This is a genomic window from Pseudomonas sp. UBA2684 (genome assembly GCA_002354655.1).
Classification (GTDB): domain Bacteria; phylum Pseudomonadota; class Gammaproteobacteria; order Pseudomonadales; family Pseudomonadaceae; genus Aquipseudomonas.
This window is the reverse complement of the sequence record DELY01000003.1, coordinates 323,368-350,021: the sequence shown is the minus strand read 5'-3', so window position 1 is coordinate 350,021 and position 26,654 is coordinate 323,368. Positions and strand designations below refer to the sequence as shown.

The window sequence follows — 26,654 nt, the reverse complement described above, 5'->3', positions numbered from 1 at the left end:
GTTGATGCAGAGCGCCGTCACGTGGGAGCGGCTTTAGCCGCGAAAGATCTTCAGTTTTCAAAGATTTTTGCGGATAAATCCGCTCCCACAAAAGCGCGGTTTCTCCTGCAACACGTAACTGGGACATAGCCTTTTTCATTGCCGGGTTGCGCTTCGCGCTACCCAGCCTACGCCAGCTTCTTGTGCCGCACGCGGTGCGGTTGGGAAGCGGCGTCGCCGAGGCGTTTCTTGCGGTCGGCTTCGTACTCGGTGTAGTTGCCCTCGAAGAACTCGATGTGCGAGTCGTCTTCGTACGCCAGGATGTGCGTGGCCACGCGATCGAGGAACCAACGATCGTGAGAGATGACAATGGCCGCGCCAGGGAAGTCGAGCAGCGCTTCCTCCAATGAACGCAGGGTTTCCACGTCGAGGTCGTTGGACGGTTCGTCGAGCAGCAGTACGTTGGCGCCCTCTTTCAGGGTCAACGCCAGGTGCAGACGGCCGCGCTCACCGCCGGAGAGGTCCTTGACGAACTTCTGCTGGTCGCCACCCTTGAAGTTGAAGCGACCGACGTAGGTGCGCGACGGCACCTCATAGTTGCCGATCTTGATCATGTCGGAGCCACCGGATACGGCTTCCCACACGCTCTTGCTGCCGTCGAGGTCGTCGCGGCTCTGATCGACGCAGGCCAGTTGCACGGTGTCGCCGACGTCGATGCTGCCCGAGTCCGGCTGTTCCTTGCCCATCAGCATGCGGAACAGGGTCGACTTACCGGCACCGTTACCGCCGATCACACCGACGATGGCGCCCTTGGGCATGCTGAACGACAGGTTGTCGATCAGCATGCGCTCGCCATAGCCCTTGCTGACGTTATTGAACTCGATGACCTTGTCGCCCAGACGCGGCCCCACCGGGATATAGATCTCGTTGGTCTCGCTGCGCTTTTGGAATTCCTGTGACTGCATTTCCTCGAAGCGCTGCAAGCGGGCTTTGGACTTCGACTGGCGGGCCTTGGCGCCTTTGCGCACCCACTCCAGCTCTTCCTTCATGGCCTTTTCGTGGGCCGACTGCTGCTTGGACTCTTGCGCCAGGCGGTTGGATTTCGCTTCCAGCCAGCCGGAGTAATTGCCCTCATAAGGAATGCCGGCGCCGCGGTCGAGTTCGAGAATCCAGCCGGCGACGTTGTCGAGGAAGTAACGGTCGTGGGTGATCGCCACCACGGTGCCGGGGAAATCGTGGAGGAAGTGCTCCAGCCAGGCCACCGAGTCGGCGTCCAGGTGGTTGGTCGGTTCGTCGAGCAGGAGCATATCCGGCGCCGACAGCAGCAGGCGGCACAGCGCCACGCGGCGTTTTTCACCACCGGAGAGCACGGATACCTTGGCATCCCAGGCCGGCAGACGCAGCGCATCGGCGGCGACTTCCAGCTGGCGCTCGAGGTTGTGGCCGTCGGCCGCTTGCAGGATGGCTTCCAGCTTGCCTTGCTCGGCGGCCAGCGCATCGAAGTCGGCGTCCGGTTCGGCGTAGGCGGCGTAGACCTCGTCCAGGCGCGCCTGGGCGTTCTTGATCACGCTGACGGCCTCTTCGACCACTTCGCGTACGGTCTTTTCCGGGTCCAGCTGCGGCTCTTGCGGCAGGTAACCGATATTCAGCTCAGGCATCGGCCGTGCCTCGCCGTTGAACTCGGTATCGACGCCGGCCATGATTTTCAGCAGCGTGGATTTACCCGAGCCGTTCAGGCCGAGCACGCCGATCTTGGCGCCGGGGAAGAACGACAGGGAGATGTTCTTGAGGATTTCCCGCTTCGGCGGCACTACTTTGCCCAGCCGATGCATGGTGTAGACGTATTGAGCCATGGATAACCTTGGTTCTATGACAGGGAACTGGAAATGGCTGGAGGCTCTCGTGCTGCAAACCCGAGCTGGGCTGACGGTGCCTGCCAGGCGCACGAACGCCGCAACAGCAGACGCCCGCTGGCTGAAAGCACAGACAGCTTCCGCGCGCGTGCGGCAAAGCTACCGGAATGCGCGGTGCAGGGCAAACGACGCTCGTCGGCTGCACTGGCACTTCGCCACAGTTATGGCATGCTAGCCGCCCCGCGTATGCCCGCCCCAGACATACGCATCGCGCCGCCTGCTTTTCCTAAGCCGTAGCTGCAGGATTTTCATCAGTGCCAACACCCACACCGTCCTCGTTACCGCGCGCTCCCGGCGAACCGCTGGCCGCGCCTTTACGCGGCTCGATCAAAGGCGCCCTGGTCGCGCTGGTGCTGGGCATGCTGGTGCTATTGCTCTGGCAATTACAGCTGGAATCGCGCCAGTTGCAGGACAACCAGCGCCAGCTCAATCACGAATTCAACGCGCAACTGGCCAATCACCTGAGCCTGAGCATGGAGCTCAAAGCCCGCGCCGGGCTGGCGATGCTCCGGCAGAGCGCCGCACAGCCGTCGGCAACCCCCAGTGCGGAGCAACTGCACAACCTGCGTGCGGTCTTCCCCACCCTGCGCAGCCTGGCCTGGCTGGGCCCGCGCGGCGGCATCGTCGCCGACAGCGAAGAGCGAGGGGATGATGCGCTGTACCTGGCCAGCCTGTTTCAGCGCAGTCATGGCGAAGCCTATCGTTATGCCTTCAGCGCCCGCGATGGCGGGCAGATCTACCTGTTGCTGCGGCACACCGAGGGCAGCGGCGCGAGTGGTTACTGGGCGTTACGCCTGACCACCCAAGCCCTGCGCAGCTGGCTGCAAGAGCACCACCAGAGCACGCACCAGTGGCTGCTGGAAGACCGCCTGGCGCAGCGGGTGATCGCCAGCCAGCAGGATCAGCGGGGCACACCGAGCCCGATCTTCCCGCCCGTTACCGCCGAAGAGCTGGCGCAGAGCATTCTGCTCACCCCGCTGCGTGGCAGTGACTGGCAACTGCGCGCGCTGTTCAACGAACGCAAAGTGCGCGCCCAACTCCTTCCGGAGCTGGCTGGCAAGTTCCTGCTGTTCACCCTGTGCACCCTGCTCACCTTATTCGCCCTGTATCGGTTGCTGCGCGAGCAGAGCACCCTGCATGAACTGAATGCCGCTTCGCGCCGCTCGCTGCACCAGGCCGCCAGTGCGTTGGGCGCCATCGAAGAACGGGTGCTGGTCACCGACAACAACGGCCAATTGCGCTACCTCAACCCGCAGGCCGAAGAGCTGTTTGGCCTGCGCAGCAATGACGCGCCGAACTGGCACCTGCTGGAGCTGTTGCCGCGCCTCGACCCGCTGTTGCTGCACGGCACCACCTTCCACAGCGACCTTGGCCCGGACCTGGTGGAAATCCAGCAGGACGGCATGACCCGGCTGTTCGACATCACCCGCAGCGAGCTGGGCGACGAGTCGAAACGCCTAGGGTTCGTCTGGGTGCTGCGCGATGTCACCGAGGAACAGCACGCCACCCGCGTCTTGCAGGAAACCCGGCGGCGCTATCAGGACATCTTCGAGGGCACCGGCACGGCGCTCTGCGTGCTCGACCTGGCCGGCCTGCACCAGTACCTGCAAGCCCAACAGCTGCGCGACAGCGCCAGCCTGACGCGTTGGCTGCACGAGCACCCGCAGCGGCACGACGAGCTGCTGCAGCGGCTGCGGTTCACCGAAACCAACCAGGTGGCCCTGCGCCTGCTCGGTGTCGACTCTACCGAGCAGGCCTGGCAGCACCTGATCGACAGCGGCCCGCTGCGCCCCGGCGGCTTCCGCGTGCAGTTGCTCGGCGCACTGCTGGAGGGCGGCGGCCAGCTCGAACTGGAAAGCCAGATCAGCACACCACAAGGTCAAGAGCGTCACCTGTGGCTGGTATTGCGCCTGCCGGACAGCCCGCAAGACCTGAACGCGGTGACCCTGAGCATCAGCGACATCACCAGCCGCAAACGCATCGAACTCTCGCTGATCGAGCGCGAGCGCTTCTGGTCGGATGTGGTGCGCGCCGTACCCGACACCCTGTATGTGCACGACCTGAGCAACCAGCGCGTGCTGTTCAGCAACCACCACCTGGGCCTGCAGCTGGGTTACAGCGCGGCCGAGCTGAAGGACATGGGCGAGCATTTCTGGGAGCGCATCCTGCACCCGGACGACAGCGACTACTACTGGCGCATCCGCAACCTGCAGAAGGTGGTCGGCGACGGCCTGCTGCTCGAATCGGTACTGCGCTGGCGGCAACGCGACGGCACCTGGCGCTCGTTCAGCATTCGCGAACAGGCCCTGGCGCGCGACCACAATGGCCGCGTCAGCCGGCTGATCGGCGTGGCCAAGGACATCACCGAACAAATTGCCCGCAGCGAATCTTTGCGCGACAGCGAGCAGCGTTACCGCTTGCTCGCAGAAAGCATCAGCGACGTGATCTTCTCGACCAACGACACCCTCCGACTCAACTACGTCAGCCCCTCGGTGACGCCGGTACTCGGCTACGAAGCGGAATGGGTGCTGGCCAACAGCTTTACCAGCCTGGCCACCAACCCGCAGCAGCTGGCCGGCCTTTATGTGCTGCTGGAGCGGGTGCGCAGCGCGCTGGGCGACCCACAGCGGATGAGCGAACTGCGCAGCCAATTCCAGCCACAGCTGTTCGTCTTCGACTGCCTGCGCGCCGACGGCCGGAAGATTCCGGTGGAGCTGCGCCTGGTGCCGATGTGGGACGAAAACGGCCGCTTCGAAGGCCTGCTCGGCGTTGGCCGCGACATCGGCCAGCAACGCCGGGCGGAAAAAGACCTGCGCATGGCCGCCACGGTATTCGAGCACTCCACCGCAGCGATTCTGGTTACCGACCCGGCCGGTTACATCGTCCAGGTCAACAAGGCGTTCAGCCGGGTCAGCGGCTATAGCTCGGCGCAGGTGCTCGACCAGTTGCCCGGCATGCTCACCGCCGACCGCCAGCAGGCCAGTCACCTGCACTACATCCTGGGCCAGCTCAACCAGCGCGGCAGTTGGGAGGGTGAGGTGTGGCTGAAACGCCGCGACGGCGAGAGCTTCCCGGCCTGGGTCGGGATCACCGCAGTGCAGGACGAAGAAGGCGACTTGGTCAGTTATGTGTGCTTCTTCAGCGATATCAGCGAACGCAAGGCCAGCGAACAGCGCATCCACCGCCTGGCCTACTACGACGCCCTGACTCAACTGCCCAACCGCACCTTGTTCCAGGATCGCCTGCACACCGCCCTGCAGCATGCCGAACGGCATCAGGAATGGGTGGTGCTGATGTTCCTCGACCTCGACCGCTTCAAGCCGATCAACGACTCGCTCGGCCACGCCGCCGGCGACCGCATGCTCAAGGACGTGGCGATCCGCCTGGCCGCCTGCGTCGATGGCGACGACACCGTGGCGCGCATGGGCGGCGACGAATTCACCCTGCTCCTGCAATCGCGCAGCAGCCGCCAGGGCGCGCTGAACCGGGCCATCCACGTCGCCGAACAGATCCTCTCCAGCCTGGCCCGGCCGTTCGTCCTCGAAGGCCGCGAGTTTTTCGTCACCGCCAGTATCGGCATCGCCCTGAGCCCGCAGGACGGCAACGAACTGAGCCAACTGATGAAAAACGCCGACACGGCGATGTACCACGCCAAAGAGCGCGGCAAGAACAACTTCCAGTTTTACCAGGCGGCGATGAACGCCAGCGCCCTGGAGCGCCTGGAGCTGGAAAGCGACTTGCGCCATGCCCTCGAACAAGGCGAATTCGTGCTGTATTACCAGCCGCAGTTCTCCGGAGACGGCAAACGCCTGACCGGCGTGGAAGCGCTGTTGCGCTGGCAACACCCACAGCGCGGCCTGGTGCCGCCGAACGACTTTATTCCGGTACTGGAAGAGCTGGGCCTGGTGGTGCAGGTCGGCGACTGGGTACTGGCGGAAGCCTGCCGGCAGTTGAACAGCTGGCACGCAGCGAAAATCCGCGTGCCGAAGATCTCGGTCAACCTCTCGGCCCGGCAATTTGCCGAAGGCGCGCTGGATCAACGCATCGCCAAGATTCTCGCGGAGAATCGCACGCCACCGGCCTGTCTGGAGCTGGAGCTGACCGAAAGCATTCTGATGCAGGACGTCGCCAGCGCCCTGCAAACCCTCGCCGACCTCAAACGCCTGGGCCTGTGCATCGCCATCGATGACTTCGGCACCGGCTATTCGTCGCTGAACTACCTCAAGCAGTTCCCCATCGATGTGCTGAAGATCGACCGCAGCTTCGTCGACGGCCTGCCGCAAGGCGAGCAGGACGGGCAGATCGCCCGCGCCATCATCGCCATGGCGCACAGCCTGAACCTCGCGGTGATTGCCGAAGGCGTGGAAACCCAAGCGCAGCTGGACTTCCTGCGCATGCACGACTGCGACGAAGTACAGGGTTACTTGCTCGGCCGACCGATGCCCGCCCACCAGTTCGCCGCACAATTCAGCGGCACCGCACTGTTTATGCTCAGTTGAGAGCGCAACCGGCAAGAACTGTAGGATGGGTTAGCCGCCTAGACGATGCTCGGTAAACCGCCCTTTCTGCGCGGCGTAACCCATCATTAACGACGCACCCGCTGACACTGACACCGTGTTGGGTTACGCGGCGGCTGAAACCGATGGCTTGCTGAATAGGGCATCCGCCGCTAACCCAATCTACGAACTGGGCGCGGCAAGCCAGGCTCGTAGAGTGCGTTCGCGCGCCGACAGCAAGCGCATGGGGCGCGAACCATGCCGCCAGCGATGAAGCCCACTTGTCTGCCATATGACCAACCTTCATATGCCTGTTTGCGGCGGATGCGCTAGAATCCGCCCCCTCTTTCCACCGCCCAGCTGATTTTCTCAGGGGATTGCCATGTTCAGCCGTGATTTGAATCTTGCCCGTTTTGACGCCGATTTGTTTGCTGCGATGGAGCAAGAAGCCCAGCGCCAGGAACATCACATCGAGCTGATCGCCTCGGAAAACTACACCAGCCCGGCGGTGATGGAAGCCCAGGGCTCGGTACTGACCAACAAGTACGCCGAAGGCTATCCGGGCAAGCGCTACTACGGCGGCTGCGAATACGTCGACATCGTCGAGCAGTTGGCCATCGACCGCGCCAAACAGCTGTTCGGCGCCGACTACGCCAACGTCCAGCCGCACTCCGGCAGCCAGGCCAATAGCGCCGTGTATATGGCCCTGCTGGAAGCCGGCGACACCGTGCTGGGCATGAGCCTGGCCCACGGTGGCCACCTGACTCACGGCGCCAGCGTCAGCTTCTCCGGCAAGCTGTACAACGCCGTGCAGTACGGTATCGACAACGTCACCGGCCTGATCGACTACGACGAAGTCGAGCGCCTGGCCGTCGAACACCAGCCGAAGATGATCATCGCCGGCTTCAGCGCCTACTCGCAGGTTCTGGACTTCCCACGCTTCCGCGCCATTGCCGACAAAGTCGGCGCTTACCTGTTCGTCGACATGGCCCACGTCGCCGGCCTGGTTGCCGCAGGCGTGTACCCGAACCCGGTGCCGTTCGCCGACGTGGTCACCACCACCACCCACAAAACCCTGCGCGGCCCGCGCGGCGGCCTGATCCTCGCGCGTGCCAACGAAGCGCTGGAGAAGAAATTCAACTCCGCGGTATTCCCAGGCGGCCAAGGCGGCCCGCTGGAGCACGTGATCGCCGCCAAGGCCGTGTGCTTCAAGGAAGCCCTGCAGCCGGAATTCAAGGCTTACCAGCAGCAAGTGATCAAGAACGCCCAGACCATGGCCAGCGTGTTCATCGAGAACGGCTACGACGTGGTCTCCGGTGGTACTGAAAACCACCTGTTCCTGCTGTCGCTGATCAAGCAGGACATCACCGGTAAAGACGCCGACGCCGCCCTGGGTCGCGCATTCATCACCGTGAACAAGAACAGCGTACCGAACGACCCGCGTTCGCCGTTCGTCACCTCGGGCCTGCGCATCGGCACCCCGGCCGTGACCACCCGCGGCTTCAAGGAAGGCGAGTGCCGCCAACTGGCGGGCTGGATCTGCGAGATCCTCGCCAACCTGGGCGACGCGTCGGTAGAAGCGCGCGTGCGCGAGCAAGTCAAAGCGCTGTGTGCCAGCTTCCCGGTCTACGGCCAGTAAGCCCACACCGCGAAACGCAAAAGCCCGCCAATTGGCGGGCTTTTTTCTGTGTGCCTGGTTTTACGCCGGGGTTTTCGCGTAACGCGCCAGTTGCGCATCACGGCTCATCACGTCCAGGGTCGCGGCCAGCACATGCTCGCTGGTCACGTCTGCGGCGCTGAAGATACTGCCGAAATTCTCATGGGTGACCTTGGCGAAATGTGCACGGTCAGCGGCTTCGATGCCCAACAGCGTGGCATAGGCATCCAGCGCCTCGCCCTGGCCCTGGGCCATGTCTTCGGCAATCGAATCGAGCATGCCGTTCATCGCCAGCAACGAGCGGCCACCGTAGCCCAGCTTGACCCCGGAGTCGCAGCCGTTGGTGCCGGAGGTCAGGCCGAAGGTGGCGTTACCCGACGTGCCGTTGGTGGTAGTCGCCAACAGATGAGGAACCAGACCACGTTGACCTTCGAACAACATATTGCCCCAGCCGCAGCCTCCGCCACCGGCCTGGTCAGCCTGGGCAGCCAGACTGGCTGCACTCAACAAACCAAAAATCAGCCCTTTGCTCAGCAGTCGCTTATCCATTTTTTTGGTGCTCCGCAAATAATTGGTAATAAATCCGCTCTAGCAGCTTTGGCGACACTGACCGAACTGTCAAACCGCTGCTGCAAGAAACCATCCAGTCCCCCAAATGGCCCGCCACGCATGGCACAAGGCCGCTACTCTGGCGATGCGCCGCCCCAGGTAAACCGCGCCAGAGGCGGCAGCCTTAGCTATAGTGGATAAAACTGCCCCGGAGTTTTTTGCATGAGCGAAACAGCCAACGAGCGTCGGCGCTTCCAGCGCATCGCCTTCGACGCGCCCACCGAAATCATGCAGGGCACACGGCGCTGGGCAGTCGAGTTGCATGACGTGTCCTTCAAGGGGTTGCTGGTCAAATGCCCACCCGACTGGAACGGCGATCCACACCAACCCTTTGAGGCCAGCATCGAACTCGGCATTGATACCCATGTGCGCATGGAAGTGGTGTTGACGCGCACCCAGGATGATCTGCTGGGCTTCGTCTGCCGCCATATCGACCTCGACTCAATCAGCCACCTGCGGCGTCTGGTGGAGTTGAACCTGGGTGACGAACACCTGCTGGAACGCGAACTGGCGGCACTCGGCGAACAAGAATAGGCGACGAGCGAATCGCAGCTCCTATGCTGATCCAAATGACCTTGGAACCGTACAAAGGCTGGTCCGCCATCGGGCTCCATCGGTGGACAAGGCTTCGCCATGTCCACCCGACAAACGCCGCTATTCGAATAGCGCATCCAGTGCCTGCTCCAGGCGTGTTACCGCAACCACCTGCAAACCGGCCGGCGCCTCTTTCGGCGCATTGCCTTTGGGCACGATGGCGCGCTTGAAGCCGTGTTTGGCGGCTTCCTTGAGCCGCTCCTGACCACTCGGCACCGGGCGAATTTCGCCGGACAGGCCAACCTCGCCAAACACCAGCAGGTCATGCGACAACGGCTTGTTGCGCAGGCTGGAAATCACCGCGGCCATCAAGGCCAGGTCAGACGCGGTTTCCAGCACCTTGACCCCGCCGACCACGTTGAGGAACACATCCTGGTCATAGGTCGGAATCCCGCCGTGGCGGTGTAGCACGGCCAGCAACATGGCCAAGCGATTCTGATCCAGGCCCAAGGTGACGCGGCGCGGGTTGCCCATATGGCTGGTGTCGACCAGCGCCTGCACCTCTACCAGCATCGGCCGGGTGCCTTCCCAGGTGGCCATGACCACACTGCCCGGCACTTCCTCCTGGGCGCGGGTGAGGAAGATCGCCGACGGGTTGGTGACCTCCTTCAAGCCCTTGTCGGTCATGCCGAACACGCCCAGTTCGTTGATCGCGCCGAAACGGTTCTTCACCGCGCGCAACAGGCGCAGACGGCCATCGGACTCGCCCTCGAAATACAGCACGGTGTCGACCATGTGTTCCAGCACGCGCGGGCCGGCCAGCGCGCCTTCCTTGGTCACGTGGCCGACCAGGAAGATCGCCGTGCCGCTCTGTTTGGCGAAGCGCACCAGCAGCGCCGCGCTCTCGCGCACCTGGGCCACGCCGCCGGGCGCCGATTGCAGTTGCTCGGTGAAGATGGTCTGGATCGAGTCGATCACCATCACCTTGGGTTTCTCCACCCGCGCGGTGGCGATGATGGTTTCGATGTTGGTTTCGGTCATCACCTTGAGTTTGTCTTCCGGCAACCCCAGGCGCCGCGCACGCATGGCCACCTGCTGCTGCGATTCCTCGCCGGTGACATACAGCGCCGGGAAGCGCGTGGCGATATTGCACAGGGTCTGCAACAGGATGGTCGACTTGCCGATCCCCGGATCACCGCCGATCAGCACCACCGAGCCATCCACCAGGCCACCACCGAGTACCCGATCCAGCTCCCCGGAAGCCGTGGAAAACCGCGGCATTTCCTCGACGCTGACTTCGGCGAGCGTCTTGAGCTGCGCTTGCTGGCCCGCCCAACTGGTGCGCCCGCTCGGCGTCAAGGCATTGGCCTCCAGCAAGGTTTCCACCAGGGTGTTCCAGGCGCCGCATTCGCCGCACTGGCCTGCCCATTTGGGGAATGTTGCACCGCACTCGGTGCAGCCATACATGCGTTTGGCCTTGGCCATCAACGGGCTCCGTCAGACAAAGAGCGCATGATAGCCCGTCCCCGCGTCTGAACGGCAAGCGCATGGCCGGCGGGGCGGGTTCGTGTCAGCTGAAGCCGAGCGCGCAAGCGCAGGTCGGCTCTCTTCTCGGGAGCGAGGTGCGTAGCCAGGGGGAATAAGGGTCGTTCTAAGCGGCTGCGCTATGCCGGACCAACACTTGGCAGACACTGACTCGACAGCGCTGTCGAGGTGAAAAAAAGCGTATTCCGCGTGTCGAATCCGCGGAGCAAGCCCGCGAAATCCATACCGGCCTCCCCCCGCGGGCCATTCGCGGAAGTGCGCGGTAAGCGATCAGCAGTTCGCCGCTTGAGCGCGATCAACGCGCCCGTCAGCCACCGGCGCCGTTGCTCAGTAACGTGGCAACTTCGTCCTTGAGGCTGACGCGCTGCATCTTCAAGCCGAGCAAGGTCATCTCATCCATGGCCACGCGGCCGTCCTCCACCTCATAGATACGTTTATCCAGTGCTTCATACTCCTGAGCCAGCCGAACGAAGTGACCGTCGGCCTGAAGCAAATCGCTCAATTGCGTCTCGAACTCGGGGAAGTCGCGACGCAGGGGATGATGTTCCAATGGCATGGCAGCACCCTCTAAGGCTTGGTTACTATGAGACTAGCTCAGCTTGTGGCTTTCCACAGAAGACCTCGAACATGCCAGGCCGGCTGTTTTTTGCTTAACTTGATCCGCCCCCACGAATAGAGAGAACGCATTATGCGTGCCACCCCAGGTTGTTCCGACTGCCGTGACGGCAAAGGACTGGAGTTCCCCATCAGCATGGCCTTTCAGCCAATCGTCAACCTCGACACCCGGCAGATTTTTGCCCATGAGGCCTTGGTGCGCGGCAGCAATGGCGAATCCGCCGGCCACGTACTGGCGCAGATAAATGCCGAAAACCGCTACGCCTTCGACCAGAGCTGCCGGATTAAAGCCCTCGAATGGGCGGCCAAATTGCAAGTGCCGGGCATGGTCTCGATCAATTTCATGCCGAATGCCGTGTACCGCGCGGAGACTTGCATCCGCGCCACCCTGGAGGCGGCGCAGCGCTTCAACTTTCCGCTTGAACGGATCATCTTCGAGGTCACCGAACAGGAACAGGTGCTGGATATCGACCACCTGAGCGGCATCCTCAAGGCCTATCGCAAGCAAGGCTTCATGACTGCCATCGATGACTTCGGCTCGGGTTATGCCGGCCTCAATCTGCTCGCCGACTTCCAGCCAGACCTGATCAAGCTGGACATGGAGTTGATCCGCGGCATCGACCAGGACAGCGTGCGGCAAATTCTGGTGGAGGCAACCCTGCAGATGTGCCGCAAGCTGAAGATCCAGGTGATTGCCGAAGGCATCGAAACCAGCGCTGAGTTGCAGACCCTGAGCGCGATGGGCGTGGAGCTGTTCCAGGGTTACCTGTTCGCCAAACCGGGTTTCGAGACGCTGCCCACCCTGCACTTTCCCTAGAACACCCCGCTGGCAAGCGCGCGGCGCTGGATTACACTCAGCGCACACCATTCTTCAGGGAGCGACACATGAGCATCGTCAGCGAGTTCAAGGCCTTCGCGGTCAAAGGCAACGTGGTCGACATGGCCGTCGGGATCATCATCGGCGCGGCATTCGGCAAAATCGTCTCGTCCTTCGTCGGTGACGTGATCATGCCGCCCATTGGCTTGTTGATCGGCGGCGTCGACTTCACCGACTTGGCGATCACCCTCAAGGCCGCCGAAGGCGAGCTGCCGGCGGTGGTCCTCAGCTACGGCAAGTTCATCCAGACCATCCTCGACTTCATCATCGTTGCCTTCGCCATTTTCATGGGCGTCAAAGCCATCAACCGGCTCAAGCGCGAGGAAGCCGTGGCTCCTAGCCTGCCGCCGACGCCGAGCCCGGAAGAAACCTTGCTCAGCGAAATCCGCGACCTGCTGAAAGCCCAGCAGAACAAGGAATAGCGCCCAGTCGGACAACGAAAAATGGCGCCCGAAGGCGCCATTTTTTATGACTGCTGGTTATGCGTGCTGCGGCGTGAGCAACAACTTAGCCACCCGTCGGTCCTTGACCTCGATCACCGTCAGCTGCCAGTCGGCATACTCGACCTGATCACCGATCAGCGGCAAACGATCCAGCAGGCTCATCGCCAGCCCGGCGAGGGTCTGGTAGTCGTCGGTCGGCTTGGCCTTGAAATCCAGACGTTCGCGCAACACCGCCAGGTTCAGTGCACCGCTGACGCGATAACCGCCCTCCACGGCCTCGATATCCGGGCCGTCCACTTCACTGGCATCCGGTAGCTCGCCGGCAATCGCCTCAAGGATGTCGGTGAGGGTCAGCAAGCCTTCGAAACCACCGAACTCGTTGACCACGAAAGCTACGTGGGTCGAGGCCTGGCGCATCTGCTCCAGGGCGCTGAGCACCGAGGCGCTGTCCGGCAGGTTGAGCGGCGCACGCACCAGGCTTTCGATGTCCGGTTGCTGGCCCTTGAGCAGCTCCTTGAACAACTCCTTCTTGTGGATATAGCCCAGCGGCTCATCCGCGGCATCGCCACGCGACACCAGCAGGCGCGAGTGCGGCGACTCCAGCAGCGCCTGGTGGATGCTCTCCAACGAGTCATCGAGGTTGATCCGGTCGACCTGCATGCGGTCGGTCATGACTTTCTGGATCGACTGCCCAGCCAAGCTCAGCACGCCGCTGATCATCACCCGCTCGCGACGGTCGAACAGCACGGCTTCGCCGGCGCCGCCTTCGAGCATATCGGCGATGTCCTCGCCCACCTCGTCGGCCTGCACCTTGCCGCCGAGCATGCGCATCACCGCATGGGCGGTGCGCTCACGCAGGCCGCGCTCGCCTTGCAGGTTGCGCTTGCGCCGCGAACGGGCCAACTGGTTGAACAGCTCGATGAGGATCGAGAAGCCAATCGCCGCGTACAGATAACCTTTCGGAATATGGAAACCCAGGCCTTCGGCGGTCAGGCTGAAGCCGATCATCATCAAAAAGCCCAGACACAGCATGATCACCGTCGGCCGTGCGTTGACGAAGGCGGTCAGCGGCTTGCTCGCGACGATCATCAAACCCATGGAAATCACCACGGCGATCATCATCACTTGCAGGTGTTCGACCATGCCGACCGCGGTGATCACCGCGTCCAGGGAGAACACCGCATCGAGCACGATGATCTGCGCCACCACCGGCCAGAAGCGCGCGTAGACCTTACTGCCAGACGCCTGATGGGTATGCCCTTCAAGACGCTCGTGCAACTCCATGGTGGCCTTGAACAACAGGAACACACCACCGAACAGCATGATCAGGTCTCGTCCGGAGAAGCTCTTGCCGAACACCTCGATCAGCGGCTCGGTCAGGGTCACCAGCCAGGCGATGCTGGCCAGCAGGCCCAGGCGCATGATCATCGCCAGGCTCAGGCCGATCAGTCGGGCACGGTCGCGCTGCTCGGGCGGCAGCTTGTCGGCGAGGATGGCAATAAACACCAGGTTGTCGATGCCCAGGACAATTTCCAGGACGATCAGGGTCAGCAGGCCTAACCAGGCCGTGGGATCAGCGATCCATTCCATTTAGTGTGCAGCTCTCTTGGCTAAAAAACGGGCACAGCCGAATACGACCAGCGCGCAGGAAAGTGCGGCACTAGCAAACGGCTGAAGGGGAAATCGTGCAGCGGGTTGCTGCAGAACACGCGAACGCAGGGCTGCGTCGCCGGAAGTCAGCGCCGCCCTCGCGCTTTGTGGCGAGGGCGGCTTACACCTGTCACTGTCCATACAATCCAGGAAGGAATCAAAGAGGGGCACGATATTAGGGAATTTGCCGGCAAAGACTAAGCGACAAAACGTTACGAGATTTTTACCGGCGAACGTCTACCAGTAATTTTCCACCGCTACCTGACCTGGTCGGCGCGCCAGGCTGAGCTGCAAATCGCGCCGATTCAGCAGGGTGCGGGTGTCGTCGATCATCTGCGGATTGCCACAGAGCATCAGCCGCGAATGCTCGGGGCTCAGCGCCAGACCCGCAGCCCGCTCCAGTTCGCCAGTGCTCAGCAACGTGGTGATGCGCCCATGCAGGCAGCCTGGCGCCTGCTCGCGGGTGACCAGCGGCAGGTAGGTCAACTTGTCGGCATAGCCGGACAGATGTTCCAGGCGCGCGAGCCCGTGAATCAGCGGCTGATAGGCCAACTCGCTGGCGGTGCGCGCGCTGTAAACCAGGACGATGCGCTCGAAACGCTGCCAGGCCTCGAAGTCCTGCAACAACGAGAGGAACGGCGCCAAGCCGGTGCCGCTGGCCAGCAGCCAGAGATCGCGGCCATCGGCGAAGCGATCGAGAGTGAGAAAGCCGAAGGCCTGCTTGTCCACCAACAGGCTGTCGCCGGCCTTGAGCCGGCTCAGTTCGCCGGTGAACTCGCCGCCGGGCACGACAATCGAGAAAAACTCGAGGAACTCATCGTGCGGCGCCGAGACCATCGAATAGGCGCGCCAGACCAGCGTGCCGTCGGCTTTCTGCACCCCCAGGCGGGCGAACTGTCCGGCGCGAAAACGGAACCCCGGGTCGCGCGAACAGCGCAGGCTGAACAGGCTCGGCGACCAGACCCGCACCTCGCTCAGGATCTGCCGGGTGAACTTGTCTTCGCTGACGGTCATACTTCACACCCTTTTGCGCTCACATCGCCCACAGTGTCCCGCAAACCGCCCCGGACAAACACCAGCAGCTTATATGCCTATATTCGTTACGCCTTTCGCCCAGCTCGACCTGATCCGCCAACCCGAACAGCAGGCCGAGCCGCTGCAAGCCTTCGACGCCGCCGACGAGTACCTGCTCGGCCACGTGCACACGCAGGGTCTGACGCCGGACGCGCGGGTGCTGGTACTCAACGACAGCTTCGGCGCCCTCGCTGCCAGCCTGGCAGGCCGAGCCGAAGTCAGTAGCAGCGGCGATTCGCATTTGGCCCAGCTGGGCTTGCAGATCAACCTGCGGCGCAACCAGCTGCCGGCCGCGGCCGTGCACTTTGTACCGACCAGCGAAGCCGCTCAGGGCCCCTTCGATCGGGTGCTGATTCGCGTACCCAAGACCCTGGCGCTGCTGGAAGAACAGCTGATTCGCCTGCACGGCCAACTCGCCCCCGGCGCACAGGTGATTGCCGCGGCGATGGTCAAGCACCTGCCGCGCGCCGCCGGTGATCTGCTGGAGAAATATATCGGTCCGGTACAGGCCTCGCTGGCGGTGAAAAAGGCCCGCCTGCTGTTTGCCACCCCAGAGGCCAAACCGGCCCCACTATCGCCCTACCCGACGTGTTATCGCCTGGAAAAACCGGCCATCGAGCTGCTTAACCACGCCAATGTGTTCTGCCGTGAAGACCTGGATATCGGCACCCGCGCGTTTCTACCGCACCTGCCCAAACACCTCGGCCGCGTGCGCGTCGCCGATCTCGGCTGCGGCAATGGCGTGCTGGGTATCGCCTATGCGCTGGGCAGCCCGCAGGCCGAGCTGACCCTGGTCGATGAGTCGTATATGGCGGTGCAATCGGCGCAAGAGAACTGGCGTGCGGCGCTGGGCGAGCGGCCGGTGGAGATTCGTGCGGGCGATGGCCTGGCCGAGCAGGCGGAGGATTCGCTGGATCTGGTGCTGTGCAACCCGCCGTTCCATCAGCAGCAGGTGGTTGGCGACTTCCTCGCCTGGCGTATGTTCCAGCAAGCCCGCGCGGCCTTGGTCAAAGGCGGCGAGCTGTGGATAGTCGGCAACCGCCACCTGGGCTACCACGCCAAGCTGGGCCGCTTGTTCCGGGGTGTCGAGCAGGTGGTGGCGACGCCAAAGTTTGTGGTGCTTAAGGCGACCAAGTAGCAATAACGAGTGTAGGGTGGATCACGCTTCACCGATCCACCATGGCGTCGGCACGGTGGATGAAAAAGGCGTCATCCACCCTACACAAACGTCCGTCTTTACGGCGTGCCCATCCCCGCCGCCTGCATAAATAGGCGCAGCAGATAGGACACCGTGCCCAAGGCCAGCACGCTGCCGGCCCAGATCAGTACCAGCCAGCCGAGGCGTTGCCACAGCGGCTTTTTCTCGTCTATGTCGTTCATCTTGCGCCCTCAGAACCTATTCGAGGTCTCGCGAGCTAGAGCCATGCAAGGCGCTACGTTAGTAACAGCCTCCGGCTGGTCAAAGCGGCGAGAAACGTAGCGTAGCGGAGTAACAGCCGCAGGCTGGCCCGCAGGGTGAGCGCAGCGAATCAAGCGGAGTGTACTTTTGTACATGAGCATTACTCGTTTCACTCGCCCTTCGGGTCGCGCTAAAGCGCGTTAGCCGCAAGCGGCTTTCCGAGCCTGTTTTTAACGCAGCAGGGCCGACGCGCAGCAGACCGAACTAGGACCTCAGTGGTAGCCATCTTCTTCGGTGACCTTGCCGCGGAACACGTAATAGCTCCAGGCGGTGTACATCAGGATAAAGGGGATGATGAACAGCGCCCCGACCAGGATAAAGCCCTGGCTCTGCGGCGGTGCGGCGGCTTCCCAGATGCTGATCGACGGCGGGATGATATTGGGCCACAGGCTGATGCCCAGGCCGCTGTAGCCGAGAAAGATCAGCGTCAGGGTCAGCAGGAACGGCGAGTAGTGGGCATTGTTGGCCACCGCGCGCAGCAGCGCCCAGGTGCACAGCAGCACCAGCAGTGGCACCGGCATAAACCAGAAGATATTCGGCAGACTGAACCAGCGTTGGGCGATATCGGCATGCGCCAGCGGCGTCCACAAGCTGACGATACCGGTAACGCCGAGCAGCACGAACACCAGCGGCCGCGCCATATCGTGCATCTGCTGCTGCAAACGGCCCTCGGTCTTCATGATCAGCCAGGTACAGCCGAGCAAGGCATAGGCGGCGATCAGCGCCAGGCCGCAGAACAGCGAGAACGGCGTCAGCCAGTCCAACGCGCCGCCGACATACACCCGGTCGACCACCTCGAAACCCTCGATATACGCGCCCAGCGCCACGCCCTGGAAGAAGGTCGCGGTCAGCGAGCCGCCGATAAACGCCTTGTCCCAGATGTGCCGTTTGCGCGCCTTGGCTTTGAAGCGGAACTCGAAGGCCACGCCACGGAAGATCAGCCCCAGCAGCATAAAGATCAGCGGCAGGTACAGCGCACTGAGCACCACCGCATAGGCCAGCGGAAAGGCGCCGAACAGCGCCGCACCACCGAGCACCAGCCAGGTTTCGTTGCCGTCCCAGACCGGTGCCACGGTGTTCATCATCACATCGCGCTCGCCTTCGCTTTTGACGAAGGGAAAGAGGATGCCGATGCCCAGGTCGAAGCCGTCCATCACCACATACATCATCACCCCGAAGGCGATGATCACGGCCCAGATCAACGAGAGATCAATGCCCATATTCAGCTCCTTTCGCTCAGGGAGTCAGTGTCGCCGTCTTCCAGGCCCTCTTCGGGCGCGGACAGCGGACGCGACGGCGTACGTTGCTGGCCCGGTCCGCCCTCGACGGGCTCCTTGCCTTCGTCGGTGATCGGACCTTTGCGCACCAGGCGCAACATGTAGCTGATACCCGCGCCGAACAGGGCGAAATACACCACCACGAACAGCACCAGAGTCAGGCTCATCTGCGCAAAGCTGTGCCCGGACGAGGCATCGGCAGTGCGCATCAGGCCCTGGATGATCCACGGCTGACGACCGATCTCCGTGGTGTACCAGCCGGCGAGGATGGCGATGATCCCCGACGGGCCCATCCACACCGCCAGATGGAGGAACGGTCGGCTCTGGAACAGCGTGCCGCGCGAACGCAGCCACAGGCCCCAGAGGCCGGTAAGGATCATCAGCATGCCGATGCCGACCATCACCCGGAAGGTCCAGAACACGATGGTCGAGTTGGGCCGGTCTTCCTTGGCGAACTCTTTGAGTGCCGGCACCTGCTTGTCCAGGCTGTGGGTCAGGATCAGGCTGCCGAGCGCGGGAATCTCGATCTTGAAGCGGGTTTCCTCGCGCTGCATATCCGGCCAGCCGAACAGAATCAGCGGGGTCGGCTCGTCACCGTGGTTTTCCCAGTGACCTTCGATCGCGGCGATCTTCGCCGGCTGGTACTTGAGGGTATTCAGGCCGTGGAAGTCACCGATCACCGCCTGGATCGGCGCCACGATCAGCGCCATCCACATGGCCATCGACAGCATCTTGCGAATCGCCGGGTTGTCGCGGCCGCGCAGCAGGTGCCAGGCCGCCGACGCGCCGACAAAGAACGCCGTGGCGAGGAACGCCGCGGTGGCCATATGCGCCAGGCGATAAGGGAACGAGGGGTTGAACACCACGGCGAACCAGTCCACCGGGATCACCCGGCCGTCGATGATTTCGAAGCCCTGGGGGGTGTGCATCCAGCTGTTGGAGGCGAGAATCCAGAAGGTCGAAATCAGCGTGCCGACCGCCACCATCACCGTGGAGAAGAAGTGCAGGCCCGGGCCGACGCGGTTCCAGCCGAACAGCATGACGCCGAGGAAGCCCGCCTCGAGGAAGAATGCGGTGAGCACTTCATAAGTCAGCAGCGGTCCGGTGACCGCTCCGGCGAAGTCGGAAAACGCGCTCCAGTTGGTGCCGAACTGGTAGGCCATGACCAGGCCGGAGACCACGCCCATGCCGAAGTTGACCGCAAAGATCTTCGACCAGAAGTGGTACAGATCGCGGTACACCGTCTCACCGGTCTTCAGCCACAGGCCTTCGAGCACCGCCAGGTAACTGGCCAGGCCGATGGTGATGGCCGGGAAGATGATGTGGAACGAGATGGTGAAAGCAAACTGGATTCGGGCGAGATCGAGCGCCTCTAAGCCGAACATAGAACTTCCTCAGTCAGGTTACTCGGGGCATAGCTGTGTGTGGGCTCCAGACGCTGGAGCGCAATGCGGCGCAATTGTTCTTGTCATGCGGGGATCACGCGGCAGGTGGAGCCAAGCAGCTCCTCAGGCAAGCCCAAGGTGGGTATTGACCTGGATCAAGCAACGACTAAAGAGTAACTCCGGATTACCGGCTTGCTGCTGTGGTTATTTGTCGCGCAGAACCGCCGCGAGCAGCCCGCTTGCGCGGCGAATTGAGCGTGCTAGGCTGGCATACCTTTAGCTACCTAAGTATCTATCTGGCCTCCAGTGGGGCACGGCATGGCCGGCTCCACGGCCACAACATCGCGGGCCACCCCGCAGCCATGGGCTGGCGTTGTCGACGTCACGCCCGCCACCGTTACCCAGTCAAAAGCCAAGCGCCCATGTCAGTCCACGGCAAACTGCTCCTGCGTCACCACCGTCCGTTCATCGCCTTCTGGCTGGCGCGGGTATCTACCGCCAGCGGCTTCCAGATGCTCACCGTGGCCATTGGCTGGCAGATGTACACGCTCACCGGCAACGTGCTCGACCTGGGCCTGGTCGGTCTGGTCGAGTTCCTGCCGCGGGTGCTGTTTATCCTGCTGACCGGGCACGTCGCCGACCGCTTCGACCGGCGCAAGGTTGCCGCGTTGTGCCAGAGCGCGCAGGGCCTGATCGCCCTGGCGCTGCTGCTCGGCAGCACGGTCGAGGGCATCAGCCGTGAAAGTATTTTCCTCATCGCCTTCCTGCTCGGCACCGCGCGGGCCTTCGAGATGCCGACCACCCAAGCCTTGCTGCCGAACATCGTGCCGCCAGGGCTGTTTCCCGCAGCGGTTGCCGCGTCCGCGTCGGCAATGCAAACCGCGACCATCGTCGCCCCGGCGGTCGGCGGCCTGCTCTACGCGGTCGATGCGGGCTGGGTCTATGGGCCTGGCGCGGTGCTCTATGGCATCGCCCTGAGCCTGATGCTCAGCCTGCCGGCGCAACAGAAGCCGCTGAAACAAAAGGTCTCGCTGCAATCGCTGCTCGCCGGCTTCCGCTTTATCCGCAGCCGGCCCGCGGTGTTCGGCGCGGTGTCGATGGACATGGTCGCCGTGCTGCTCGGTGGCGCCACGGCGTTGCTGCCGGTGTTCGCCAAGGACATCCTGCTCACCGGTCCCTGGGGCCTCGGCCTGCTGCGTTCGGCGCCGGCGGTGGGCGCGCTGTTGATGTCCATCTGGCTGGCCCGCTTCCCGATCGAACGGCGGGTCGGCCCGGTGATATTCACGGCGGTGGCGATTTTCGGCGTGGCGACCATCGGTTTCGGCCTCTCCACTTCACTGTGGTTCAGCCTGGCGACCCTGGTGCTGCTGGGCGCGGCGGACATGATCAGCATGGTCATTCGCGGCGCCTTCGTGCAGTTGCAAACCCCCGACGAGATGCGCGGCCGCGTCGGCGCGGTCAACGGCCTGTTTATCGGCGCGTCGAACCAACTGGGGGATTTCCGCGCCGGGGTCAGCGCCGCCTGGTTCGGCACGGTGCCGGCAGTGCTGATCGGTGGTGTCGGCGCGCTAGTGGTCACCGGCCTGTGGATGCGCCTGTTCCCGGAACTGGCCAAGCGCGATCACCTGCATGGGCCAGCGCCTCGCGCGGCCGACTGAAGCGCCGCTCAACCGACCAGCATCGCCTCGGCCACCTGCTTGCGCGTGCCCTTGCCGCGCAGCTGTTCGACCAGGGTCAGGGCGAACTCCAGCGCCGTACCCGGGCCCTGACTGGTGATGCAGTTACCGTCGACCACCACCGGCTGATCGACGAAGGTGCAACCGCTGAGGCGATCGCTGAACGCCGGGTAGCAGGTCATCCGACGCTGCTTGAGTACGCCGAACTGCTGCAACGCCAGCGCGGGTGCCGCGCAGATCGCGGCGAACAACTTGCCGGCCTTGGCCTGCTGGCGCACCCGCTCGGCCAGCGGTTCGTGCTCGGCCAGGCGCTGGGCACCCGGCATGCCGCCGGGCAACACCACCAGGTCGAATTCCTGGGCCAGCACGTCGACCAACATGGCATCGGCGGTCAGCCGCGTACCGCGAGCGCAGGTGATCATCCGCCGGCCCTCGATACTGGCCACCACCACCTCGATTTCGGCACGCCGCAGCACGTCGATCAAGGTCACGCACTCGAGGTCTTCGACGCCATCGGCAACAGTGATTACGGCACGTGAGGTCATGTTCGTCTCCTCGAAAAACAGAACGTTAACTGTCTGCCCGGTCATAAATTCACCGGCCACAGGCATGCTGTTATGATGCGCGCCTTTTTCCAGATCGCCAGCACAATCATGCACTCGCTCGAGGATGTGCTTTGCTTTCGATCTGCACATTCACGGCGCGATTGGCGCCACGGGGAGCCAGCATGCTGGAAAGACTGTTCCAACTCAAAGCGCACAACACCACGGTGCGCACCGAGATCCTCGCCGGTCTCACCACCTTTCTGACCATGGCTTACATCCTCTTCGTCAACCCGAGCATCCTCGGCGAAACCGGCATGGATAAAGGCGCGATCTTCGTCGCCACCTGTCTGGCCGCCGCCATCGGCTCGGCGGTGATGGGCCTGATCGCCAACTACCCGATCGCCCTGGCCCCCGGCATGGGCCTCAACGCCTTCTTTACCTACACCGTGGTGCTCGGCATGGGCCACACCTGGCAGGTGGCGCTCGGCGCGGTGTTCCTCTCCGCGTGCCTGTTCTTTCTGCTGTCGATCTTCAAGATCCGCGAGTGGATCATCAACAGCATCCCGCTGGAGCTGCGTTCGGCGATTGCCGCCGGTATCGGCCTGTTCCTCGCGCTGATCGCCCTGCAAAGTGCGGGCATCGTCGTCGATAACCCGGCCACCCTGGTGGGCATGGGCGATCTCAGCAAGCCCTCGGCGCTGCTGGCGATCCTCGGTTTCTTCCTGATCATCGGCCTGGAGGCACGCAAGGTCACAGGCGCGGTGCTGATCGGCATTCTGGTGGTGACCGTATTGAGCATCGCCCTGGGCATTTCCGAGTTCGGCGGTGTGCTGTCGATGCCACCTTCGCTGGCGCCGACCTTTATGCAGCTGGACATCATGGGCGCGCTGGATATCGGCCTGGTCAGCGTGGTCTTCGCCTTCCTCTTCGTCGACCTGTTCGACAACTCCGGCACCCTCATCGCCGTGGCCAAGAAGGCCGGCCTGATGCGCAAGGACGGTTACATGCCGAAGATGGGCCGCGCGCTGATCGCCGACAGTACCGCCGCGATGACCGGCTCGCTGCTGGGCACCTCGACCACCACCAGCTACATCGAATCGGCCGCCGGCGTGTCCGAGGGCGGACGCACCGGCCTGACCGCCTGCGTGGTGGCGGTGTTGTTCCTCCTGGCGCTGTTCTTCGCCCCGCTGGCCGGCAGCGTACCCGCCTTCGCCACCGCGCCGGCACTGATGTTCGTCGCGGTGTTGATGACCGCCGGCCTGGCCGAGATCGACTGGAGCGACATCACCGTCGCCGCGCCGGTACTGATCACTGCCCTGGCCATGCCGCTGACCTTCTCGATTGCCTCGGGCATCGCCTTCGGCTTTATCGCCTGGGTCGCGGCCAAGACCCTGTCCGGGCGCTGGCGCGAGCTGAACGCCATGCTGGTGATCCTCGCGGTGTTCTGCGTGATCAAGCTGGGTCTGTTCTCCTGAGGCCACCCGTCAATAGCGCAGGCGCGTGCGCCTGCGGATGCTGCAAACCCTAGATTACCGAGTCGTCCATGAGCCGTGCACCGTTCGATCCCACCACCTACGCCGACCAGCTTGCGGTAAAGAAACAGCGCCTGATTGAGCTGTTGGCACCGTTCGATGCCCCGGCCCCCGAGCTGTTCGAGTCGCCGCGCGAACACTACCGCCTGCGCGCCGAATTCCGCCTGTGGCGCGAGGGCGAAGATCGCCACTACGCGATGTTCGAGGCCGGCGACAAATTCACGCCGATCTTCTTCGAAGACTTCCCCATCGCCAGCGCGCAGATCAACGCCCTGATGCCGCGACTAAAGGCTGCCTGGCAAGCCAGTAGCGCCCTGAGCTTCAAACTGTTTCAGGTCGAATTCCTCACCACCCTGGCCGGCGACGGGCTGATCACCCTGTGCTACCACCGCCCGCTGGATGCGGCCTGGCAGGCCGAGGCCGAAAAGCTCGCCGCCGACTTGCAGGTCAGCATCATTGGCCGCTCCAAGGGCAAGCGCAGCGTCATCGGCAGGGACTATGTCGAGGAACAACTGCAGGTCGCTGGCCGCACCTTCAGTTACCGCCAACCGGAAGGCGCGTTCACCCAGCCCAACGGCGAGGTGAACCAGAAGATGCTCGGCTGGGCCTATGAGGTGCTGGGCGAGCGTGAGGACGATCTGCTGGAGCTGTATTGCGGCAACGGCAATTTCACCCTGCCGCTGGCCACCCGTGTGCGCAAGGTGCTGGCCACCGAGATCAGCAAGTCCTCGGTGAATGCCGCCCTGGCCAACCTGCAAGACAATGGCGTGGATAACGTGACCCTGGTGCGCCTGTCCGCCGAGGAACTGACCGAAGCGCTCAACGAGGTGCGGCCGTTCCGCCGCCTGGCCGGCATCGACCTGAAGGGCTACGACTTCGGCAGCGTGTTCGTCGACCCGCCGCGCGCCGGCATGGACCCGGACACCTGCGAGCTGACCCGGCGCTTCGCGCGCATCCTGTATATCTCCTGCAACCCGGAGACCCTGGCCGCCAACATCGCCCAGCTCAGCGACACGCACAAAATCACCCGCTGCGCGCTGTTCGACCAATTTCCCTACACCCACCACATGGAATCGGGCGTACTGCTGGAGCGTCGCTGAGCAACAGGCTTCAGGCCTTGTTCAGCCCACGCAAGGCCCAGAATGCCAGCCCTGCCGAGACTACCTCGATCAGCAGGGCGATCAGGTTGAAGGTCTGCTGGGCGCCGCCGTCCAGCCACAAGCCGCCAATACGCGCCAGTGCCAGCGAGCTGTAGAGCAGCACCAGCAGGGTCAGCGCTGCGCGAACCAGTTCGAGGCGGCTGAGCGCCAGCAGCAGAAACGCCGCCAGGCCAATCTGCATGCCGCCGTAATAGGCGCGCACATCGGTTGCCGCGGCGGGCGCCATCAGCAGCATGCCGCTGAGGTTGCTCATCTCATGCGGATGAGTGAAATACGCCAAGCCCAGGCCGGCCAGGGCCAAAACTTGAACCAGCAGCAAGATTCTTGCAAACAGCATGGCTGAACTCCGCGAAGAAGGGGACGGCGAGGATACGTCTGCGCACCTGAAGCGAATACCCTGAGCCGCCGGTGATCGCAAGGCGAACAAGGACTGTTCGGCGTTTTTTGGAAAAACCCATGGCGCCTTCCGCGAGATGTTCTACAACTACTGGCACAGAAACGCCATTCACGCAGCTGATCGACAAGGAGGTCGACATGTTTCGCATCCCCCTCCCCAACGCCATGAACGCCCGGCCGCTGCGCCAGCCGGGTGCCTTTAGGCACATCCATTCACAACCCACCCAGGAGGTAACCACCCACCACCCGATAAACCGTGACACGGCCTAATCCCCCGCGGACGCCGGCCTGATAACCCATAACGGAAACCCTGCAGGTTCGACTGCGAACCGCTTTATTCAGCCAATGGCAGGCGTTATCCACATCAAGGAGAGAATCAATGCACAAGCCCCATGGACATATCGCCCGGGCACTCGCTATCGCCGCCCCGTTGTTCGCTGCCGCAGCGAACGCCGGCACCTATCCCGACTTCGGCTACCAGCCACCGAGCAGCCAATACGCCGGCCCGCTGTTCCAACTCAGCCAGTCGTACCCCAGTACAGCACCACCGGCGACGTCCTTGCCGGCGTTCTTCGAGCAATTGCCCAGCCCGATGAGCAACGATTTCGAAACCTGGCGCGCCTACATGTCGGCGGTCAAGGATTACTGCCTGGAAGGCAACGTGGCAGCGAACTGGGACGTGCAGAAGAACTCGCTGCGCCAGTGGTTCCACATGCCCTGGCAGCACTACGGCCCGCTGGGTCGCGAAGGCATCCACGGGTTGACCAAGGAAGCGCAGATCCAGGCGAAACAACTCGCCCCAACCCAGGTGACCACCGGCCAGACCTATGCCGTCGGCATCTACAACGACATTGGCGCGTACACCATCGGTGAAGTCTGGAAGGACCCGCATAACCCCAACCCGGACTTCACCTCCAGCCCCAACAGCTTCGCCAACGGCACCGTGGTCTGTAAGGCACTGTTCGCCGACGTCAACCTCAGCGAAGTGCCCTTCTTGCAGAACCCGGTGCTCTGGCAAGGCTACATCACCAAGACCTTCGACTCGGCTGACCGCGAGGTGAAGAACGTCGCCCTGATCCAGATGGACATCGCCGTACGCGACACTCGCGCCAGCGACACCGGCTGGATCTTCGGCACCTTCCAGTACAACGGCGCCATCACCGGCAAAGCGAGCTGGGACAACCTGGTGCCGGTGGGCATCATGTGGGGCAACGATCCACAGGAGACCGGTAACGATTTCACCAATCCGCAGCCGACCCAGACCAAGATCAATCCCAACCTCAAACAAACCGCCATCAACGCCAAAACCAGCGAACTGCCGCCCACCCACCTGGGCTGGAATGGCCGGTTGAATGGCCCGGTGGATAACCCCAACAGCTCGTGCCTGAGCTGCCACATGACCGGCGAATACCCGCAACTGGCGATCATGAACCCGACCTTCCAGGCGAACCCGCCAGCGGTGGGCTCAGCCGAGTGGATGCGCTGGTTCCAGAACATCCCTGCCGGCCAGCCATTCAGTGCCGGCACCAAGAGCAGCGATTACAGCCTGCAACTGGCCGGTGGCCTGGCCAACTTCTATGACTGGAAGTGCAATCAGGACGGCGTCTTCGTCGACGGCCACAACGCCTGCCAGAAAGCCGATCAACTGAAGCTGATGCTCAAGAGCGGCGTGAAACAGCAGCACGTTCAACCGGTCCAACGCGACCCAGGGCTGATGGAACTGGAATAACCACAACCCCGGTTCCGGGCCGTCCTGCGCCCGGAACCACTTCCGTTTACCGCTGGCAACAACCGGCCGATGGGCACACCGTAGGCAGGGCGCTATGCTTGGC

At 63.1% G+C, this 26,654-nt stretch carries 21 protein-coding genes; 10 read left to right on the top strand and 11 right to left on the bottom strand.

The genetic code is table 11. From position 1 onward, the window contains the following. Positions 1–167: 167 nt before the first annotated feature. Positions 168–1,832: an energy-dependent translational throttle protein EttA gene (gene ettA / locus B3M58_RS02535; RefSeq protein WP_296216983.1), complete on the bottom strand. Its 1,665-nt coding sequence runs from the start codon at positions 1,830–1,832 to the stop codon at positions 168–170. Positions 1,833–2,251: 419 nt separating this feature from the next. On the opposite strand from ettA, the gene B3M58_RS02530 reads away from it, so the two are divergent. Beyond that, complete coding sequence (locus B3M58_RS02530) at positions 2,252–6,391, top strand: bifunctional diguanylate cyclase/phosphodiesterase (RefSeq protein ID WP_296216993.1); 4,140 nt, start codon at positions 2,252–2,254, stop codon at positions 6,389–6,391. 379 nt (positions 6,392–6,770) lie between these two features. Further along, positions 6,771–8,027, top strand: coding sequence for a serine hydroxymethyltransferase (gene glyA, locus B3M58_RS02525; RefSeq protein ID WP_296216982.1), 1,257 nt, complete (start codon positions 6,771–6,773; stop codon positions 8,025–8,027). 60 nt (positions 8,028–8,087) lie between these two features. Here the strand turns inward: glyA and B3M58_RS02520 are convergent, their stop codons facing one another. Then, positions 8,088–8,594 (bottom strand): DUF3015 domain-containing protein, encoded by a 507-nt coding sequence (locus B3M58_RS02520; protein ID WP_296216981.1) that lies wholly within the window; start codon positions 8,592–8,594, stop codon positions 8,088–8,090. 222 nt (positions 8,595–8,816) lie between these two features. On the opposite strand from B3M58_RS02520, the gene B3M58_RS02515 reads away from it, so the two are divergent. Then, positions 8,817–9,188 (top strand): PilZ domain-containing protein, encoded by a 372-nt coding sequence (locus B3M58_RS02515; RefSeq protein ID WP_296216980.1) that lies wholly within the window; start codon positions 8,817–8,819, stop codon positions 9,186–9,188. Positions 9,189–9,308: 120 nt separating this feature from the next. Here the strand turns inward: B3M58_RS02515 and radA are convergent, their stop codons facing one another. Together radA and B3M58_RS02505 are read right to left on the bottom strand one after the other, a co-directional pair. Then, positions 9,309–10,673, bottom strand: a complete 1,365-nt coding sequence (radA, locus tag B3M58_RS02510) for a DNA repair protein RadA (protein ID WP_296216979.1) — start codon at positions 10,671–10,673, stop codon at positions 9,309–9,311. Positions 10,674–11,040: 367 nt separating this feature from the next. Next, positions 11,041–11,289 carry a YdcH family protein gene (locus tag B3M58_RS02505; protein ID WP_296216978.1) on the bottom strand — a complete coding sequence of 83 codons (249 nt, stop codon included), beginning with the start codon at positions 11,287–11,289 and terminating at the stop codon, positions 11,041–11,043. A 132-nt stretch (positions 11,290–11,421) separates the two neighbouring features. Between B3M58_RS02505 and B3M58_RS02500 the strand changes: the two genes are divergently transcribed. Both B3M58_RS02500 and mscL read left to right on the top strand, forming a co-directional pair. Next, on the top strand, positions 11,422–12,165 hold the full coding sequence (locus B3M58_RS02500) for an EAL domain-containing protein (protein WP_296216977.1): 744 nt from the start codon (positions 11,422–11,424) through the stop codon (positions 12,163–12,165). Between the two features lie 68 nt (positions 12,166–12,233). Then, on the top strand, positions 12,234–12,647 hold the full coding sequence (gene mscL / locus B3M58_RS02495) for a large-conductance mechanosensitive channel protein MscL (protein WP_296216976.1): 414 nt from the start codon (positions 12,234–12,236) through the stop codon (positions 12,645–12,647). Positions 12,648–12,704: 57 nt separating this feature from the next. Here mscL and B3M58_RS02490 read toward each other — a convergent pair whose 3' ends face one another. Both B3M58_RS02490 and B3M58_RS02485 read right to left on the bottom strand, forming a co-directional pair. Continuing rightward, positions 12,705–14,258 carry a TerC family protein gene (locus tag B3M58_RS02490; protein ID WP_296216975.1) on the bottom strand — a complete coding sequence of 518 codons (1,554 nt, stop codon included), beginning with the start codon at positions 14,256–14,258 and terminating at the stop codon, positions 12,705–12,707. A gap of 297 nt (positions 14,259–14,555) precedes the next feature. Next, complete coding sequence (locus tag B3M58_RS02485) at positions 14,556–15,332, bottom strand: ferredoxin--NADP reductase (RefSeq protein WP_296216974.1); 777 nt, start codon at positions 15,330–15,332, stop codon at positions 14,556–14,558. 73 nt (positions 15,333–15,405) lie between these two features. Here B3M58_RS02485 and B3M58_RS02480 point away from each other — a divergent pair, with 73 nt between their 5' ends. Further along, positions 15,406–16,530, top strand: a complete 1,125-nt coding sequence (locus B3M58_RS02480) for a methyltransferase (RefSeq protein WP_296216973.1) — start codon at positions 15,406–15,408, stop codon at positions 16,528–16,530. 98 nt (positions 16,531–16,628) lie between these two features. On the opposite strand, the gene B3M58_RS02475 is transcribed toward B3M58_RS02480, so the two are convergent. The 3 genes from B3M58_RS02475 to B3M58_RS02465 form a co-directional block, all read right to left on the bottom strand. After that, complete coding sequence (locus B3M58_RS02475; RefSeq protein WP_296216972.1) at positions 16,629–16,772, bottom strand: DUF2474 domain-containing protein; 144 nt, start codon at positions 16,770–16,772, stop codon at positions 16,629–16,631. A gap of 291 nt (positions 16,773–17,063) precedes the next feature. Further along, on the bottom strand, positions 17,064–18,071 hold the full coding sequence (cydB, locus tag B3M58_RS02470) for a cytochrome d ubiquinol oxidase subunit II (RefSeq protein ID WP_296216971.1): 1,008 nt from the start codon (positions 18,069–18,071) through the stop codon (positions 17,064–17,066). Between the two features lie 2 nt (positions 18,072–18,073). Then, positions 18,074–19,513: a cytochrome ubiquinol oxidase subunit I gene (locus B3M58_RS02465; protein WP_296216970.1), complete on the bottom strand. Its 1,440-nt coding sequence runs from the start codon at positions 19,511–19,513 to the stop codon at positions 18,074–18,076. 422 nt (positions 19,514–19,935) lie between these two features. On the opposite strand from B3M58_RS02465, the gene B3M58_RS02460 reads away from it, so the two are divergent. Then, positions 19,936–21,171 (top strand): MFS transporter, encoded by a 1,236-nt coding sequence (locus B3M58_RS02460; protein ID WP_296216969.1) that lies wholly within the window; start codon positions 19,936–19,938, stop codon positions 21,169–21,171. Between the two features lie 8 nt (positions 21,172–21,179). Here the strand turns inward: B3M58_RS02460 and B3M58_RS02455 are convergent, their stop codons facing one another. After that, positions 21,180–21,734 carry a DJ-1 family glyoxalase III gene (locus B3M58_RS02455; protein WP_296216968.1) on the bottom strand — a complete coding sequence of 185 codons (555 nt, stop codon included), beginning with the start codon at positions 21,732–21,734 and terminating at the stop codon, positions 21,180–21,182. A gap of 182 nt (positions 21,735–21,916) precedes the next feature. Between B3M58_RS02455 and B3M58_RS02450 the strand changes: the two genes are divergently transcribed. Then, positions 21,917–23,209 (top strand): NCS2 family permease, encoded by a 1,293-nt coding sequence (locus B3M58_RS02450; RefSeq protein ID WP_296216967.1) that lies wholly within the window; start codon positions 21,917–21,919, stop codon positions 23,207–23,209. Between the two features lie 68 nt (positions 23,210–23,277). Next, positions 23,278–24,366 (top strand): tRNA (uridine(54)-C5)-methyltransferase TrmA, encoded by a 1,089-nt coding sequence (trmA, locus tag B3M58_RS02445; RefSeq protein ID WP_296216966.1) that lies wholly within the window; start codon positions 23,278–23,280, stop codon positions 24,364–24,366. Positions 24,367–24,376: 10 nt separating this feature from the next. Here the strand turns inward: trmA and B3M58_RS02440 are convergent, their stop codons facing one another. Next, a complete protein-coding gene (locus B3M58_RS02440) occupies positions 24,377–24,763 on the bottom strand; it encodes a DUF4345 family protein (protein WP_296216965.1) in 387 nt (128 codons plus the stop codon). 438 nt (positions 24,764–25,201) lie between these two features. On the opposite strand from B3M58_RS02440, the gene B3M58_RS02435 reads away from it, so the two are divergent. After that, on the top strand, positions 25,202–26,551 hold the full coding sequence (locus B3M58_RS02435) for a hypothetical protein (RefSeq protein ID WP_296216964.1): 1,350 nt from the start codon (positions 25,202–25,204) through the stop codon (positions 26,549–26,551). Positions 26,552–26,654 lie beyond the last annotated feature (103 nt).

What these genes read in the sequence shown, in the direction of transcription:
- ettA (WP_296216983.1), bottom strand. Translation starts at nt 1,832, where the DNA reads ATGGCTCAATACGTCTACACCATGCATCGGCTGGGCAAAGTAGTGCCG.
- B3M58_RS02480 (WP_296216973.1), top strand. Translation starts at nt 15,406, where the DNA reads ATGCCTATATTCGTTACGCCTTTCGCCCAGCTCGACCTGATCCGCCAA.
- B3M58_RS02505 (WP_296216978.1), bottom strand. Translation starts at nt 11,289, where the DNA reads ATGCCATTGGAACATCATCCCCTGCGTCGCGACTTCCCCGAGTTCGAG.
- B3M58_RS02485 (WP_296216974.1), bottom strand. Translation starts at nt 15,332, where the DNA reads ATGACCGTCAGCGAAGACAAGTTCACCCGGCAGATCCTGAGCGAGGTG.
- B3M58_RS02465 (WP_296216970.1), bottom strand. Translation starts at nt 19,513, where the DNA reads ATGTTCGGCTTAGAGGCGCTCGATCTCGCCCGAATCCAGTTTGCTTTC.
- B3M58_RS02460 (WP_296216969.1), top strand. Translation starts at nt 19,936, where the DNA reads ATGTCAGTCCACGGCAAACTGCTCCTGCGTCACCACCGTCCGTTCATC.
- radA (WP_296216979.1), bottom strand. Translation starts at nt 10,673, where the DNA reads ATGGCCAAGGCCAAACGCATGTATGGCTGCACCGAGTGCGGTGCAACA.
- B3M58_RS02530 (WP_296216993.1), top strand. Translation starts at nt 2,252, where the DNA reads ATGCTGGTGCTATTGCTCTGGCAATTACAGCTGGAATCGCGCCAGTTG.
- mscL (WP_296216976.1), top strand. Translation starts at nt 12,234, where the DNA reads ATGAGCATCGTCAGCGAGTTCAAGGCCTTCGCGGTCAAAGGCAACGTG.
- B3M58_RS02455 (WP_296216968.1), bottom strand. Translation starts at nt 21,734, where the DNA reads ATGACCTCACGTGCCGTAATCACTGTTGCCGATGGCGTCGAAGACCTC.
- B3M58_RS02435 (WP_296216964.1), top strand. Translation starts at nt 25,202, where the DNA reads ATGCACAAGCCCCATGGACATATCGCCCGGGCACTCGCTATCGCCGCC.
- B3M58_RS02515 (WP_296216980.1), top strand. Translation starts at nt 8,817, where the DNA reads ATGAGCGAAACAGCCAACGAGCGTCGGCGCTTCCAGCGCATCGCCTTC.
- B3M58_RS02440 (WP_296216965.1), bottom strand. Translation starts at nt 24,763, where the DNA reads ATGCTGTTTGCAAGAATCTTGCTGCTGGTTCAAGTTTTGGCCCTGGCC.
- cydB (WP_296216971.1), bottom strand. Translation starts at nt 18,071, where the DNA reads ATGGGCATTGATCTCTCGTTGATCTGGGCCGTGATCATCGCCTTCGGG.
- B3M58_RS02520 (WP_296216981.1), bottom strand. Translation starts at nt 8,594, where the DNA reads ATGGATAAGCGACTGCTGAGCAAAGGGCTGATTTTTGGTTTGTTGAGT.
- B3M58_RS02500 (WP_296216977.1), top strand. Translation starts at nt 11,422, where the DNA reads ATGCGTGCCACCCCAGGTTGTTCCGACTGCCGTGACGGCAAAGGACTG.
- B3M58_RS02450 (WP_296216967.1), top strand. Translation starts at nt 21,917, where the DNA reads ATGCTGGAAAGACTGTTCCAACTCAAAGCGCACAACACCACGGTGCGC.
- B3M58_RS02490 (WP_296216975.1), bottom strand. Translation starts at nt 14,258, where the DNA reads ATGGAATGGATCGCTGATCCCACGGCCTGGTTAGGCCTGCTGACCCTG.
- B3M58_RS02475 (WP_296216972.1), bottom strand. Translation starts at nt 16,772, where the DNA reads ATGAACGACATAGACGAGAAAAAGCCGCTGTGGCAACGCCTCGGCTGG.
- trmA (WP_296216966.1), top strand. Translation starts at nt 23,278, where the DNA reads ATGAGCCGTGCACCGTTCGATCCCACCACCTACGCCGACCAGCTTGCG.
- glyA (WP_296216982.1), top strand. Translation starts at nt 6,771, where the DNA reads ATGTTCAGCCGTGATTTGAATCTTGCCCGTTTTGACGCCGATTTGTTT.